The following is a 15,082-nucleotide window of genomic DNA, read 5'->3' as shown; positions in this document are numbered from 1 at the left end:
TTAATTTTGATACTTTGTAAAATCCTGTAACAAAACCCGGAAAACCTTAACAAATTAAGTTATTTATATCAATTCTATGTTCAAGAAATTAAAACTCAATACTTTATTGCTTTTCATCCCGCTTACCAGCTTGGTGTTTTGCTTTAATTCTCCTAAAAATGATGACGAAAAAATGTCGACGATTATGGTGAGTGTGAAAAATACGCTTAGCTATCTGCATTATTCGCCAAAACCTATTAATGATGCCTATTCCGAGGAAGTGTTTAAACATTATTTCGAAACGGTGGACGCTTCCAAAAGATATTTCCTCCAATCTGATATGGATGAATTCGGCAAACACAGAACGAAATTGGACGATTACCTGAACCAAGGTGATCTTACTTTCTATAAATTAACGGTGGATCGGCTTTACCAAAGAGTAGATGAGATCGATAAAATCACCCAAGATATTCTCAGCAAACCCATCAATCTAGAAGAAGATGAAACCTTGATATTGGAGCCTAAACTAAAGAAATATCCTGCCAACTCGAAGGAACTTTCCGAAGAGTGGAAAAAATACATCAAATACAATATTCTTCAAGAAATGGAATCGCTTACTGCAAAGGAAGAAATGCAGAAAGAGAAAAAAGATTCTGTACAGAAATTTCAGTTGAAAGATACCATTAAACTAGAAATCCTCACACCCGAACAAAAAAGAATCAAAGCAACCGCTGAGGTGAAAGATCTGGTGACAGATACTTTTAGAAGATTCAAAAAGAGAAACAAAATGGATTGGTTTACCGTGTATATGAACGCCTATACCGAAGTTTTCGATCCACATACCAACTATTATTCCCCGAAAAACAAAGAAGATTTCGACACTCAGTTTACCGGAAAAGTAATCGGAATTGGCGCAATTATCCAGGAGAAAAAAGGTTATCTATACTTGGGAGCACTTACAATTGGAGCGCCTGCATGGAGATCAAAACAGCTATCTGAAGGAGATAAAATTTTGAAAGTTCGCTCCAAACCCAATGAAGATCCTGTAAATGTTGTTGGAATGCTTTCCGATGAAGCAGTTCGTTTGATTCGGGGTGAAAAAGGCACGAAAGTTACTTTAACGGTTGAGAAAAAAGACAAAACCATCAAGGAAGTTACCTTGATTCGTGAAGAAGTAGCCATCGAAGATACGTTTGCCCGAAGCATTATCGTAAATTCTGCGGATGGAAAAAAGTACGGATTCATCAATTTACCAAGCTTTAATGCCGATTTTGAAGATTCAAAAGGTAGAAATGCTTCTGATGACATTAAAAATGAATTGATAAAACTGAAAGCTCAAAACGTTGAGGGAATAATCCTGGATCTTAGAAACAATGGTGGTGGAAGTTTAACCGAAGTGGGAGACATTATGGGACTGTTCATGAACGCAGGTCCTTACGTTCAGGTGAAAGATGGAAACGGGAAAATTCAAACCTTAAAAAATAAAACCAACGCGCCACTTTGGACAGGCCCATTGGTGATCATGCAAAACGAACTTTCCGCGTCTGCATCCGAAATTTTGGCAGGTGCAATGCAGGATTACGGAAGAGCAGTAATTATCGGTTCGCCACAATCTTTCGGGAAAGGTACCGTACAAACGTTTGTTGATCTTAACAGATTTTTAAATACCAATGACGATTTCGGTTCTTTGAAACTGACGATTCAGAAATTTTACAGAATCACCGGAGAATCTACACAAAGAAAAGGGATTGAATCCGATATTAAAATGAAAGATTTCTTCACTTATGCCGAAATTGGTGAACGTTACAACGATTATGCTTTGGCTTGGGACAAAATTCCTGCAGTGGCCTATCAACCCGTAAATTATTTCTCAGTTGCTGCATTGCAAAAAAGAGTCGAAACCCGATTGCTCAACAACAAAACCTATCAATTGGTGCAGGAATCTGCTCAGTGGAAAGAAAATTTGGATAAAGAAGAAAGCATTTCTTTAAAACTAAGCAAATTCAATGAAGTGATGAAAACCCGAAAAGCTCAAATTGAAAAATTCAAAGCTTTAGATAAATTTAATAATGGGCTTAAATTCACTTTAAATCCTGATGAGGTCATCAGAGCAAAAAAGGATGAAGCTTTCGCTAAAAAGTCCGAGAACTGGGTGAAAAACCTGAAACGTGATCTCTATCTTCAGGAAGCGGTTACGGTAATCGGAGAAATAAAGTAAGCAACAAATTATATATCTCACAAAGCCATCGGATTTCCGGTGGTTTTGTTTTTTACCGTTCAGAAAAGGAAAATGGACATTCGGTAAGAAAAAGTTTTAATTATCTTCAGATTCGGATACTTTTGTACAAGAATTTCAACCATGAACAGAAAAAGCCTCATCACGATTTCCTGGATCTCCTTTTTTATAGGGATTTTCATCTTCGTGTTTTTTAGCAAAGAGAAAACTCCGCAGATGTTGTTACTCAATATTTTCATCGCCGGGCTTTACACTTTCGTCCTTTCTTTGGGAAATGGTTTTGTGAATGAGACGCTTTCTAAAAGATTTTCTTGGGTAGAAGAGACCAGAAAACGCGTGATTTTCGGGGTTATTGCAACCATTTTGGTGAATGTGGTGTTGGTTTTTTTCTGTAATTATGTGAACTTCATCATCTTCCAAAAGCAGGATTTCTCCGGATTTTTCGAAGGAAATATGGGTTTCAATAATTGGTTTACGATTAATGTAGCGCTTCTGATTTCGGCGATTCTCCATGCCAAAAGTTTCATGGAAGAATGGAAAAAATCAACAAGAAAGGAAGTTGTAGAACAGAAATTGATTGCCAAATCGGCCAATGCACAATTTGAAAGCCTGAAAAATCAGCTCGATCCTCATTTTCTTTTTAATTCGTTAAATGTTTTAAGCGCATTAATAGATGAAAATCCAGATCAGGCGCAACGATTCACCGCGTCGATGTCGAAGATTTACCGCTATGTTTTGGAGCAGAAAGACAAAGAACTGGTAACGGTAGAAGAGGAGCTGGATTTTGCAAAAACCTATTGCAACCTTCTGAAAACCCGTTTCGAAGACAGCGTGAATTTCGAATTTCAGGTGGACGAAAAAGAGAAAAAGTCTTTTGTAGTACCACTTTCCTTACAATTGCTATTGGAAAATTGCATTAAACATAATTTCGCAACGGCACAAAAACCGCTAAACATCAGAATCTATTCTGAAAATGGATATTTGCTGATAGAAAATAATTTAATGGCGAGAGAACAGGTCAAAGAAAGCGCGGGAATTGGGCTTTCCAACATTGTTCAGAGATATTCGTTATTAACCAAACAAAACGTATTTATCGAAAAATCAAAGGATTTCTTCCGCGTGAAAATCCCAATATTAACCCAAAAAATTACTGCCATGACTACTCAACCTTCTCACGAATCCATCGCATACGACAGAGCTTCAAAACGCGTAAAAGAACTGAAAGGCTTCTACGGAAACCTGATTTCCTATTGTCTTGTGATTCCGTTTTTAATTTTTGTAAACCTTTATACCTCACCGAATTACTATTGGTTTTGGTGGCCGATGTTGGGTTGGGGAATCGGTGTAGCATCGCACGCTTTGCAGGTTTTCGGAATCGGAAGGAACTGGGAAGAGAAACAAATTCGTAAAATATTAGAAAAAGAAAACTTAAAAAAATAACCATGGAAAATTTTAATGAAAACGATATCAGATATGTAGAAGCTCAGAAAAGAGTAAAAAAACTTAAAGGGTTTTACATTCATGCGACGGTTTATGTGCTGGTGAATTTGTTTCTCATCGCAAGAAATGTTCAGCAAGGACATTCTTTTTATGATATTGATGTTTATTGGACTGCGATTTTATGGGGAATAGGACTTTTGGGTCATTCATCCAGCGTTTTTCTTCCAGGTCTTTTTCTTGGAAAAGATTGGGAACAGAACAAGATCAGAGAACTAATGGAAAAAGATTTGAATAAATAGTCTTTTAATATTTCAATTAAATAAGTTTTAAAAATGATTAAAACCATCATCATCGAAGATGAAAAGCCAGCCGCAAGAAAGTTAGAACGATTATTAAGCTTATTTACTGATTTAGAGTTGGTTGCAACAATCAATTCTGTGGAAGAAGGAATTCAATGGTTTTCGGAAAATCCACATCCCGATTTGATATTTTCGGACATCGTGTTGGGAGATGGTTTGTCTTTTGACATTTTTGAAAAAATTCCGACCAAAAGTTTCATGATTTATACCACAGCTTTTGATCAATACACTTTAAAGGCATTTAAACTCAATTCCATCGATTATCTTTTGAAACCAATTATAGAAGAAGATTTGCAAAAGGCGATTGATAAATTCAAGAGTTTCTTACCTGATGATGGTGTTCGTAATGTTCACCAAATCAAATCTTTAATTAAAGAAGAGAAACAGAAACTATCAAGAATTTTGGTTAAAATAGGTTACAATCTCAAAATCGTACAAACCGATGAGGTTTCTTGTTTTTACAGTGAAAACAAGATCGTCTATCTTCAAACCAAAGAGCGGGTTTTTCCTACCGATTTTACCCTGGACGAATTGCAGGAAGTTCTCGATGACAAGTGCTTCTTCAGGGTAAATCGCCAGTTTATCATCAATTCAAATTACATCAAAAACATCCATACTTCTCCCTGTTACAAAGTGGAAATGGAGTTTCAGCCCACAGAGGAAATCACCGTGAGCCGAGATCGAGTAAAGGATTTTAAAGATTGGTTGAGCAAATAATTTAAGAAATCACGCCACTTCCGATCAGTTCATCTTCGAGATACCAAGCTGCAAATTGCCCTTCTGCAATTGCGGATTGTGGATTTTCAAACTCGATGAACAATCCTTCTTCAAATTGGTATAACGTTGCACTTTCCAAAGCTTGACGGTAACGGATTCTTGCCTGAACTTTCATTGATTCGCCATTTTTTAAACGCAAATCCTCACGAACCCAGTGAATTTCAGAAGGTTCTATTTTCAATGCAGTACGGAAAAGTCCTGGGAAGTTTTTTCCTTCGCCTACGAAAATGGTGTTGGTTTCCATGTCCCGCGAAATGATGAAACACGATTCTTTGTGACCGCCAATTCCTAAACCTTTACTTTGCCCAATGGTGAAATAGTGTGCACCTTGGTGTTTTCCAATCACTTTACCGTCGGATTTTTGGTATTTTATTTTTTCGGAAAGAAATTCTAATTCTTCTAATTTTGATGAAAATTTTGGTTTTTCTGTTTGAAAAGCTTCGAAATCATTGAAAATTTCGACAATTTCGCCTTCTTTTGGTTTTAGTTGTTGCTGAAGAAAAGTCGGTAAACTTACTTTCCCGATAAAACATAAGCCTTGTGAATCTTTTTTGTTAGCAGTGACTAAACCGATTTCCTTGGCGATTTCTCGAACTTCAGGTTTGGTAAGTTCACCAATCGGAAATAATGCTTTGGAAAGCTGATCCTGATTGAGCTGACACAAGAAATAGGATTGGTCTTTATTGTTATCTTTTCCGGCCAAAAGATGGAAAATCTCTTTCCCGTTTTCATCAAAAGTGGATTCCACACGAGCGTAATGTCCGGTCGCCACTTTATCGGCTCCCAAAGACAATGCGGTTTTCATAAATACATCGAATTTCACCTCGCGATTGCAGAGAACATCGGGGTTTGGGGTTCTTCCTTTTTCGTATTCAGCAAACATATAATCCACGATCTTTTCTTTGTAAAGTTCGCTCATATCGATGACCTGATATGGGATTCCCAGCTTTTGGGCAACCATCAGCGCATCATTGCTGTCCTCAATCCATGGACATTCGTCTTCCAAAGTAACGGAAGCATCGTTCCAGTTTCGCATGAAAAGTGCTACCACTTCATGCCCTTGTTTTTGCAACAAATACGCGGCTACACTAGAATCTACACCGCCGGATAAACCTACTACTATTTTCATATAATTGTTACGCTTTCGTTAAGGGAAAGTTTTACGACTGCAAATTTACGACAATAAACTAAATTAAACTGCTCTCAAAATAAATGCTGTAAATAGGAATGATTGAGAAAAAGTTAAATGAAGTAAAATAAAAAACGCTTCCGTTTTAGAAAGCGTTATATGATATTGAAAACGTATATTTTAAGGCTTTTTTGCTAAGAAGTATTCTGCTTCACTTTTCCCCCAATTAGGATCTAATTTCGTTTTTGGCTGATATACTGTATACTGATCCAAGGCTTTTTGAAATAACTCAAGTCCTTTCGATTTGCTTCCTCCGAATTGTTCAGGAGTATAATAGGTGTCTTCTGCTCTCATCAAGGTGATTCTCGGGTTTTCCGCATCAATTTTTTCAGCTTTTGAAAGGGCTTCTGCAGCCAACATTCCTTCACTCATAAACCTTTGTTGAGGATTTACCATCATTTTCAGAGAATGAATCATCTTCTGTAAAATTAGATTTTCGGCACTGTCTTTATTTAATTGCATTGCTAAATTGAGATATTTCTGAGCTTCGGCTGCGGTAAGATCCAGTTCTTCTGTTTTGCCTTCGCGCATGAGCGTTCTTCCTTTTTGAATGGTGGCAAAAGCTGCATAATAATAAGGTAACCATTGGGTTTTTTCTTTGTCGCCGATTCTTTTGAAATCGTTTGCCAGTGCCGTAAACTCGTCCGGAGTTTTGCGTTGTTCAACGATTGCTATTTTTTCGGTCATCGCTTTTTCATAAGAGGTTTGGGAAAATGCCTTAACACCGATCATTAGGCAGATTCCGAGAATTAAATTTTTCATAGTATTCAATTATTTTGATTTGTTTTTATTTTGATGATTCAAAGATATTTTATCCTTGCTTTGGGTTAAATTTTTTCTATCTGAAAGGTTAAAAAGGCTTGCTCAACGGTTATTATAAATTATTATTGATTGCATCTTCCGTTCTATCGATCCCGAAACTGATGAATGCACCGATGAAAACAAAAGTGTTTGCAGAAGGCAAAATCGGTTTGTTTCGAAGTCCATCATTGGAAAATTGGTATCCGTAAATGTTTTTTTGCCCAAGAATATTATTAACCGCCAACACCAAAACGGTAAAATATTTGGCGTCTTTTTTTCCTAAACCAGGAAGATAATTGACGCTGAAATTTAGGGCGTTATAATCTTTTGCTTTTCCCTGTTGTTGTAGATGGTAATTTCCGTCGTTATCGGTATTGAAATAATAAAATAGTCTTCCTGAAGCGTAACTGTATGATAGATTAAATCCTGTTTTCCAATTGGTTACAAACTTCTTTGCAACAAAAGACAAAGTGTGCTTTGAAGCGAAATTGGGGAACAAACTTTGGTCATATTCTTGAAAATTTCTTTTAGAATCGAGGAAAGAATAAGAAACCCAATAGTCAATATTTTTAATGGTTTTTTTGTCTCTCCAAAACAGTTCAATCCCTTTGGCAAATCCGTCTCCATTGTTGTTGATCGCCAATTGTCGGTAATTTTGGTAGCGGGTTTTAATTAAATCTGTGTAATTTTTATAAAATGCTTCCATCCTCAAACTTCTGCCTTCTTACGATTTTTGAATTTGCAAAATATAATGTTCTGCCCTTTGGAAATTGAGATCGTGGGTTCCAAAGAATTTGTTTTCCGGATTTTGGTAAAAAGTTCCGTAAGCGAGTGAACTCGTCCAATTTTTTGAAATTCGATAAGCGAAAGCAAGTCTCGGTGCGAAATTCCATTGATTGATAGCGGAAGAATATTCAGACCTTAAACCCACTTTTGCAGAAAAATCATTGCTAAAGCCGAGATCTGTTTCCGCAAATAATGAGGTGATTTTGTCATTAAATACAAAAGGAACCGGGGAAAGCTCTACTTCGCTCTTTTCGTGGGTTTGGTTAAGCTCTACGCCGCCTCTGACGGCTGAAATTTTATTTATTTTCCGTTCTACACTTGCTTTTGCATTAAAATATTTTCCCGTAACGTCGATGGAATTGAGATTAAATTCTTCATTTTCAAACGTATTGCTTAACCTGATGAAATTATTATTAAAAGTAAAAGAGCTTCCCAAATTCAAAAGGTATTTCCCGAATTTTTGTTTGAAAGAGAGGTTGTGAAAAGTATTTTTTCCTTTCAAGGAAGTGTTTTCAAAATCGGTTTGTGGTTCGAGACTTTCTGCTTCAAGCGCCATCGCATTGGTGTCGAAACTGCCGTAATATTTCAGAATCCCTCCGCTTTTATTTTTAATTCTAAAATTAAAGTTTGTACCGAAACTTTCCGGAGCTTTTGTAAAATCGTTGTTGAACTTCAACAATTTTGTCATCAAACCTAAATTGCTGTATGCTGCAAAAATACCGAAAGATTTAGTTTTGTTGTCATCAACATTCTGAAAACCACCACTTAGGAAAATTGGGGAAATACCGATGTCTACTGAGTTTCTTTCCGGAAAATCGATACTTTCTAAAGCTAAAATTGACGATAAAGCTTGTCCGTACATTGCAGAATATCCACCGCTGGAAAAGACATTTCCTTTAAATAAAGAGGAATTCAGCCGATCCATCGCTTTGATTCCCGGGATAGAATTCCCGAAAAAATTGTTCACAAGATTCCCGTCCATGAAAAATTTGGTTTCGGTACCGGTTCCGCCTCTTACAAACAAACCTTCAGTTTCACCTATTTTCTGGACACCGGGCAGGGTTTCCAAAGCTGCGGTAACTTGCCCATTTGCGCCTGCCGTGGTATAAATATCAACGGGAGTGAGGAGCGCTGTTGCTCTTTTTCTGTCGCTGGCTTCGATGGATCCTGCAGAAATAACGACCGCATCGATTTCCGAAATTTGTTCTTTTAAATCAATATTTTCGGTAATTGACTCATTATTGATGACGATTTTTTTCTCCACTTCTACAAATTTTGAATGACTAAAGACCAAATTTCGCTCACCTTTTTCCGAAGTTTGAAAGGTGTAATTTCCGTTTTCATCGGTAGTTGCGCCTTCATAAGTATCTTTCAAGGTGACTGAAATGTCTTTCACGCCTTTGTTTTTGAAATTAACTTTTCCGGAAATTGTGATTTGGGCTTGAAGAAGAGATCCCGATAACAAAGCGAATAAAAGAAGGAATTTTAATTTTTTTTGAGTTCTCATGGTTTAATTTTATGTAACAAAAGTATTGCGGAATACCTTTTGCTGAAAAATTTTGTAACTGAATGGAAGAATTTGTTCACTGAACTGTTTTTTTATTTTTCCGTATCTTTCAAATTCAAATAACAACAAAATAAATCATTATGAAAATCAAAGTACTTTCAATGCTCATCGGTGGTGCAACGCTCGCAGTTTCGTGTACCGTTACCAAAGATTTAGTCGTTTATCCAAAAAGCGGAACCGACACTCAAGGAACAGCAAAGTTTACTCAATCGGGTAAAAAAGTTTCTTTGGATTTAAATGTTTACAAACTTAGTCCAGGTTTTCATGCGGTTCATATTCATGAAAAAGGAGATTGTTCGGCAACTGACGGAAGTTCTGCAGGCGGACATTGGAATCCTTCGAAAAATGATCATGGAAAATGGGGCGCAGAACATTATCACATGGGCGATATCGGAAATTTAATCGCTGATAAAGATGGAACCGCTCGTCTACTTTTCGAAACTGATAAATGGTGTATCGGGTGTAATGATGAATCTAAAAATATTGTTGGAAAATCATTGATTATTCATGCCGAAAAAGATGATTTTAAGACCCAACCAACCGGAAATGCAGGTGGTAGAGTAGGTTGTGTGGAAATTAAATAAAATTTACTTCGGAATTAATTACATTAAAAAGGCAACTCATCGCGAGTTGCCTTTTTTTATTGATAAAACTTATCTAGGAATACAAAGAATTCTTCCATTCTGAAAACATTGTTTAAAACCAGATAAATAAATAAAATCCAAAGAATTGAATAAAGAAAACTAAGTGTTTTCGGAGCATTTTTATAAGCATAAAAAAGCCAACCGATTAGCAAAGGATACACAAAAACAAAATGTCCCCCGTAGATATAGGAGGTGTGAAGTCCGAATTTCAGGATACAATGAATCACAATATCCACCAAAAATGAAATCATCAACACCAAAACAAATTTGTTTTTGAAGTTTTTAACGGAACTCCAAATCACCAAAATAAGCACTGCTGCAACAAATAGGTAGGGAATCCAAGATTCATAAACATCCATGAAAAGTGCCTTATATTCAAATCCTTTTTTATTGTGATAATCCCGAACTTCAAACCCTGCGAACAGCATATTTCCACCGAAAAACCACGAAGCAATCATATCCCAAACCGGAGTTGCTTTCGGATTCGAAAACTTTTCGTATTGCTCCTCTGTTTTCTCTAGAAAGCGAAGGAAATTAAAGTCTAATCGATTAAGAAACAGCAGTAGAAAAACTGCAACTGAAGCCAAAATTCTTAAAACTCCATTCCCGAATTTTTTCCATTGAGTGAAAATATTTTTCTCGAAAAGTAAAGGAATATACACTTTCACGATATTCGTTACTGTTAAACCACCAACAGTAACTCCGGCAAAAATCAATGCAGGGGCAGGAATTTTTTCACCTTTCCGCATTTTCAAAGCTGCATAATAATTAAATAAAACCAAGAAAAATAAAGTGTAGGTATAGGTTTCCGGGGTGAATGAAAGCAAAATATTTGTCGAAAAGAAAGCAAAAAAAGCGATGATCAGCAACGAAATTTTCTTGGGCAAAACGATAATGTTTTTCAAATATTTATAGATTTGAATTAAACTCAAACTTATCGCAAAGTTGCTGCACCACGCCAAAACAAGCCGGAAAGTCTCGTCTTTTTTACCATCAGAAAAAAGAAGACCAAACTCCCGAATCCAATCGAAGAAATAATTAGCAAGCGGATGTCTTTCGAAGCCACCACCGGTCATCACAATCGCACGATTATCGAAACTGAAATAAGCATCCCAGGGAATTCTGTCATCAAAAATAATTCGGTAATTTAAGGCAATAAAACTCCCTAAAATTCCATAAACCGAGATGAAGATCATGAACAACAATACCTCGAATTTTGTGGAAGGGAAAATTGTTTTCAGAAAATCTTTGAATTTTTGTTGATAAACCAAGGTGAAAATTTTCGGCAAAAGTATGAAAAATTACGAACTGCAGGACAGTGTAGAACTTCCGGTTTGTCCGTCATATATTGGCGGTCGCTTTCTGGAAAATTCCGGATAACGTTCTTCGTACGGGTTTTCTAGTGCGGAAATAAGTTGATTGAGCAACGCTCTTTTGCCTTCGTTTATTTCTTTAATACATTCAAAAAGCAGATAATTTCTAAGGATAAACTTTGGATTATTCCTTTTCATGATTGCCAAAGATTCTGCTCGGGAAATAGTATTTTTTGATAGTCGAATTTGATAATTTTTAATAAAATTTTCAAAGGAAAACAAATGATTTTCGGAAAGCCGACTGTAAAAAATATCTTTAAAATGTTCTTGAATATCAGTGTCTTGTTGAAGTTTTTCCAATTGAGAGAAAAAGAGCGTATAATCTGCTTTTGTATCTTGCAATACTTGTTGAAAATCTGAAAAAAATCGATCATCGCCGTCGAGAACTTCACTGAAACCGAATTTTCTTGCCATCATTTCATCGTGTTTCTTCCAGAAATTTTCACTGAAATCATTGAGCATTTTTTCGAGCTTTTTTTCATCATTAATCAATGGAAATAGGGCGTTTGCAAGCTGCCAAAGATTCCATTGAGCCATTTTTGCCTGACTTCCGAAAGCGTATCTTCGGCCTGGAAGATCGGTGGTATTTGGGGTGAAACTGAGATCATATTCATCCAAAAAAGAAAAAGGTCCGTAATCGATGGTGAGTCCTAAAACCGACATATTATCGGTATTCATCACGCCATGAACAAAACCAACGCGGTACCATTCCACCATCAATTCAGCAGTTCGAAGAGCGATATTTTCAAAGAACGCAGCGTACTTTTCTGGACTTTCCGGATTGATTTCAGGGAAATAATTTTTAATGCTAAAATCTGCTAGTTTTCTTAAATTTTCAACATCATTTTGTGCAGAAATCAGTTCGAAATGTCCGAAACGGAGGAAACTTTCGGCAATTCTCACCATTACTGCTCCTTTTTCATAGTCGGGATTTCCGTCGTACATCACGTCTCTTAACACATTTTCCCCCGTTAAAGAAAGCGATAGTGCCCTTGTTGTAGGGATTCCTAAATGATGCATCGCCTCACTCATAAGATATTCTCTGATGGAGGAGCGAAGTACCGCTCTGCCATCGGCATGTCGGGAATATGGTGTGGCACCGGCTCCTTTCCACTGTATTTCGTGTTTTTTTCCGACAGGGTTGATGATTTCTCCGGCGATAATTGCTCTACCGTCCCCTAATTGCCCGGCCCAATTACCGAATTGGTGGCCGGCGTAAGCGGTAGCGTAGGTTTTTAGAGAATCAGGAGCGGAGGATGCGTTGAGAAATTGCAAATCTCTTTCATTTTCAATGCTTCCCAGGCCAATTTCCTGCGAAAGTTTCTCATTAAAAATAAGAAGTTCAGGATTTTTAAAACCCGCTAAATCCACGGTTGCGAAAAGAAAGCCCGGGGTTTGTCGTTGCATCGGGTTTCCGGAGAAATCGCCGGGAAATTGATTGAGAAAAGGTTGGGAGATTTGCGATAAATTCATGTTTCAAAGTTCGCTAAAAAAAATATCCTTTCAAGAATTTTTGAAAGGATATTTTTTATTGAAGATTTCCGGACTTAATTATTGAAATCAATTTCTTCGCCGGCATTTATTTTTTCGTTGACGTTTTCTTCTTTTTTACCGGAAGATCGTGGAGCATAATTTTGATTTTCTTCTACTTTTGGAGCTTTTAACTCATCAATGGTTTGCAGGCCACCTTCGTCACCATAACCACCTAAACCTTGGAGGTCGGAGCAACTGCCGGTCCAGTTTGAAGGTTTTACAAATTTATCTTCCGGAAGGATGCCAAGCGACTTATCCGCCCAAACTTTTTTCATGTAAATAGCCCAGATTGGAAGTGCCATTTTTGCACCTTGTCCTTCACCGGTTCCCCAGAAGTGGGTGGCACGGTCTTCCCAACCGACCCAGACTCCGGTAGCGAGATTTGGCGTAATTCCTATAAACCAACCATCGGAATTGTTCTGTGTGGTACCTGTTTTGGCAGCTATTTCAATTCCTTTGGCAACTCCTCTTCTGCCAAGTTCCCCAGATGCGGTCCCGTATTCTGCAACGCCTTTCATTAAATCAATCATTGTATAGGCATAAAGTTCGTTCATTACTTCTTTCAGTACTGGTTTTACTTCCTTAATTACTCTTCCGTTGGCATCTTCAATACGCCAAATCATTTCAGGTTTTATGTAATTTCCGTAGTTGGCAAAAGTACTGTAAGCACCCAACATCTCGTAAATGGTAATGTCTGAAGAACCAAGGGCTACTGCATATTCATTCGGAATTTCTTCGGTTACTCCGAGATCTCGCGCGGTTTGAATAACGCTTTTCGGAGTAGTCATTTCGATCAAGCGAACCGCCACCGGGTTTTTCGAGTGAGCGAGCGCGTCTCTTAAAGTAAGACTTCCACCTGATCCTTCAACGATCCAGGTTCCTTTTCTGTAAGTCGCATTGGATACTGTAGAACAAGGAGTCATCCCCAATTTCATGATTGCAGTCGCATAAACAAATGGTTTAAAAGTAGATCCAACTTGTCTTTTTCCTTGTTTAATGTGATCATATTGGAAATGTTGCCAATTGATCCCTCCAACCCAAGCTTTGATTTCTCCAGTTCCAGGAACCATCGACATTAAGCCAGCTTGTGCGATTTGCTTATGATAACGGATTGAATCCCAAGGAGACATTTCCACTTCTTCTTCGCCGTTCCAAGTAAATCTGGAAGTTTTTACTGGTTTTTTGAAATCGAGCATGATGGAATCTTCGGATACACCTGCGTTTTTCAGCTGTTTATATCTTCCGGTTCTTTTTACCGCACTCATCATGATTGAATTGATTTCTTTATCATTAATGAGATAGAAAGGTCTTTGCTTTCTTCCTCGCTGTTCCGCATCGAAACGTTTTTGCAAATCGGTTAAATGTTCTTTTATGGCCTCTTCCGCATAGGTTTGCATTTTGGAATCTAGGGTGATGTAGATTTTAAGACCGTCTTTGAAAAGGTTGAGGGTTTTCCCGGTTTTCTTTTCGTAATCTTTCAAATATCCGTCGATTTCTTTTCTTAAATAAAATTTATAGTAAGCCGAATATCCTTCATCAATTGATTTTACCGGATGATAATCCAAAACAATCGGAGATTCTACTGCTTTTTGATAGGTTTGCTGATCGAGATAACCGTTTTTTAGCATTTGATCCAAAACAACATCTCTTCTTGCGCGCGCGCGGGTTTCATTTCGCATCGGGTTATTTTTCACCGGATTTTCGAGCATGGCAACAAACATTGCAGCTTCAGGAAGGGTAAGTTGCGAAGTCGTTTTGTTGAAATAAATTCTTGAAGCCATTTCGATTCCGTTCGCATTGTAAAGGAAATCGAACTTATTGAAATACAAAGTGATGATTTCTTCTTTGGTATATCTTTTCTCCAAACTTACGGCTACAACCCATTCTTTAAGCTTTTGAAACGCTCTTTGAATTTTATTCTGGGAAACATTATCGGTAAATAAAAGTTTTGCCAATTGCTGGGTAATGGTAGAACCTCCACCGCGGCTACCGCCATACACAACTGCTCTTGCAACTGACTGTAAATCAATTCCTGAGTGTTCTTTGAAACGCTCGTCTTCTTTCGCCTGAAGGGCGTAAATTAGGTAAGGAGGCAGTTCTTTATAAGTTACGGGCTGTGTTTTCTCTTTTTCAAATTTTCCGAGAAGTTTTCCGTCGGAAGAATAGATTTCAGAAGCTACATAAATGTCGGGATTTTCTAGCTCTTTCACATCGGGCATACTGCCTAGAAAACCTTGTGAAACGGCAAAAAACACGAGAGAAATGCCCAAAACTACTGCAATGAGTGCCATCCATGTCAATTTCACCCATTTTTTCCAGCCGAGATTTTTTTCTTTTTTAGGAGGAAGCGGAAACGTTTGTTTTGGTTTGCTTCCCATATTTGGTTTGTTTTCCATAA

12 protein-coding genes are annotated in these 15,082 nt (G+C 37.4%); 5 read left to right on the top strand and 7 right to left on the bottom strand.

Annotated features, from left to right (window positions below):
- Window positions 1–76: 76 nt before the first annotated feature.
- The 4 genes from H0S70_RS10700 to H0S70_RS10685 all read left to right on the top strand — a co-directional run bounded on the left by H0S70_RS10700 (window position 77) and on the right by H0S70_RS10685 (window position 4,731).
- On the top strand, window positions 77–2,197 hold the full coding sequence (locus H0S70_RS10700) for a carboxy terminal-processing peptidase (RefSeq protein ID WP_188320790.1): 2,121 nt from the start codon (window positions 77–79) through the stop codon (window positions 2,195–2,197).
- A 141-nt stretch (window positions 2,198–2,338) separates the two neighbouring features.
- Window positions 2,339–3,655, top strand: coding sequence for a 2TM domain-containing protein (locus tag H0S70_RS10695; RefSeq protein WP_188320789.1), 1,317 nt, complete (start codon window positions 2,339–2,341; stop codon window positions 3,653–3,655).
- 2 nt (window positions 3,656–3,657) lie between these two features.
- Window positions 3,658–3,954 (top strand): 2TM domain-containing protein, encoded by a 297-nt coding sequence (locus H0S70_RS10690; protein ID WP_123903882.1) that lies wholly within the window; start codon window positions 3,658–3,660, stop codon window positions 3,952–3,954.
- 33 nt (window positions 3,955–3,987) lie between these two features.
- Window positions 3,988–4,731 (top strand): LytR/AlgR family response regulator transcription factor, encoded by a 744-nt coding sequence (locus H0S70_RS10685; RefSeq protein WP_188320788.1) that lies wholly within the window; start codon window positions 3,988–3,990, stop codon window positions 4,729–4,731.
- A gap of 1 nt (window position 4,732) precedes the next feature.
- Here the strand turns inward: H0S70_RS10685 and mnmA are convergent, their stop codons facing one another.
- The 4 genes from mnmA to H0S70_RS10670 form a co-directional block, all read right to left on the bottom strand.
- Window positions 4,733–5,920, bottom strand: a complete 1,188-nt coding sequence (mnmA, locus tag H0S70_RS10680) for a tRNA 2-thiouridine(34) synthase MnmA (RefSeq protein WP_188320787.1) — start codon at window positions 5,918–5,920, stop codon at window positions 4,733–4,735.
- A 180-nt stretch (window positions 5,921–6,100) separates the two neighbouring features.
- Window positions 6,101–6,742 carry a hypothetical protein gene (locus H0S70_RS10675; RefSeq protein ID WP_188320786.1) on the bottom strand — a complete coding sequence of 214 codons (642 nt, stop codon included), beginning with the start codon at window positions 6,740–6,742 and terminating at the stop codon, window positions 6,101–6,103.
- A 112-nt stretch (window positions 6,743–6,854) separates the two neighbouring features.
- Window positions 6,855–7,487, bottom strand: a complete 633-nt coding sequence (locus tag H0S70_RS14300; RefSeq protein ID WP_228453721.1) for a hypothetical protein — start codon at window positions 7,485–7,487, stop codon at window positions 6,855–6,857.
- An 18-nt stretch (window positions 7,488–7,505) separates the two neighbouring features.
- A complete protein-coding gene (locus tag H0S70_RS10670) occupies window positions 7,506–9,074 on the bottom strand; it encodes a TonB-dependent receptor (protein WP_228453720.1) in 1,569 nt (522 codons plus the stop codon).
- 140 nt (window positions 9,075–9,214) lie between these two features.
- Here H0S70_RS10670 and H0S70_RS10665 point away from each other — a divergent pair, with 140 nt between their 5' ends.
- The gene (locus tag H0S70_RS10665; RefSeq protein ID WP_188320785.1) at window positions 9,215–9,718 is read left to right on the top strand and encodes a superoxide dismutase family protein; all 504 of its coding nucleotides are present in this window, start codon (window positions 9,215–9,217) and stop codon (window positions 9,716–9,718) included.
- A 56-nt stretch (window positions 9,719–9,774) separates the two neighbouring features.
- On the opposite strand, the gene H0S70_RS10660 is transcribed toward H0S70_RS10665, so the two are convergent.
- From H0S70_RS10660 to H0S70_RS10650, 3 genes are all read right to left on the bottom strand, one after another.
- Entirely contained in the window at window positions 9,775–11,049 is a 1,275-nt protein-coding gene (locus tag H0S70_RS10660) for a DUF6080 domain-containing protein (RefSeq protein ID WP_188320784.1), read from the bottom strand.
- 30 nt (window positions 11,050–11,079) lie between these two features.
- Entirely contained in the window at window positions 11,080–12,624 is a 1,545-nt protein-coding gene (locus H0S70_RS10655) for a protein adenylyltransferase SelO (RefSeq protein WP_188320783.1), read from the bottom strand.
- Between the two features lie 74 nt (window positions 12,625–12,698).
- Window positions 12,699–15,080: a penicillin-binding protein 1A gene (locus H0S70_RS10650; protein WP_188320782.1), complete on the bottom strand. Its 2,382-nt coding sequence runs from the start codon at window positions 15,078–15,080 to the stop codon at window positions 12,699–12,701.
- Between the last annotated feature and the right edge of the window lie 2 nt (window positions 15,081–15,082).

It is taken from the genome of Chryseobacterium manosquense, from assembly GCF_014623485.1.
Lineage (GTDB): Bacteria > Bacteroidota > Bacteroidia > Flavobacteriales > Weeksellaceae > Kaistella > Kaistella haifensis.
The sequence above is the reverse complement of the archived record's forward strand: the minus strand, read 5'-3'. Positions and strand labels throughout refer to the sequence as shown.

Coding starts and splice junctions, on each gene's coding strand:
- H0S70_RS10690 (WP_123903882.1), top strand. CDS start 3,658: ATGGAAAATTTTAATGAAAACGATATCAGATATGTAGAAGCTCAGAAA.
- H0S70_RS10695 (WP_188320789.1), top strand. CDS start 2,339: ATGAACAGAAAAAGCCTCATCACGATTTCCTGGATCTCCTTTTTTATA.
- H0S70_RS10675 (WP_188320786.1), bottom strand. CDS start 6,742: ATGAAAAATTTAATTCTCGGAATCTGCCTAATGATCGGTGTTAAGGCA.
- H0S70_RS10700 (WP_188320790.1), top strand. CDS start 77: ATGTTCAAGAAATTAAAACTCAATACTTTATTGCTTTTCATCCCGCTT.
- H0S70_RS10685 (WP_188320788.1), top strand. CDS start 3,988: ATGATTAAAACCATCATCATCGAAGATGAAAAGCCAGCCGCAAGAAAG.
- H0S70_RS14300 (WP_228453721.1), bottom strand. CDS start 7,487: ATGGAAGCATTTTATAAAAATTACACAGATTTAATTAAAACCCGCTAC.
- H0S70_RS10655 (WP_188320783.1), bottom strand. CDS start 12,624: ATGAATTTATCGCAAATCTCCCAACCTTTTCTCAATCAATTTCCCGGC.
- H0S70_RS10650 (WP_188320782.1), bottom strand. CDS start 15,080: ATGGAAAACAAACCAAATATGGGAAGCAAACCAAAACAAACGTTTCCG.
- mnmA (WP_188320787.1), bottom strand. CDS start 5,920: ATGAAAATAGTAGTAGGTTTATCCGGCGGTGTAGATTCTAGTGTAGCC.
- H0S70_RS10670 (WP_228453720.1), bottom strand. CDS start 9,074: ATGAGAACTCAAAAAAAATTAAAATTCCTTCTTTTATTCGCTTTGTTA.
- H0S70_RS10665 (WP_188320785.1), top strand. CDS start 9,215: ATGAAAATCAAAGTACTTTCAATGCTCATCGGTGGTGCAACGCTCGCA.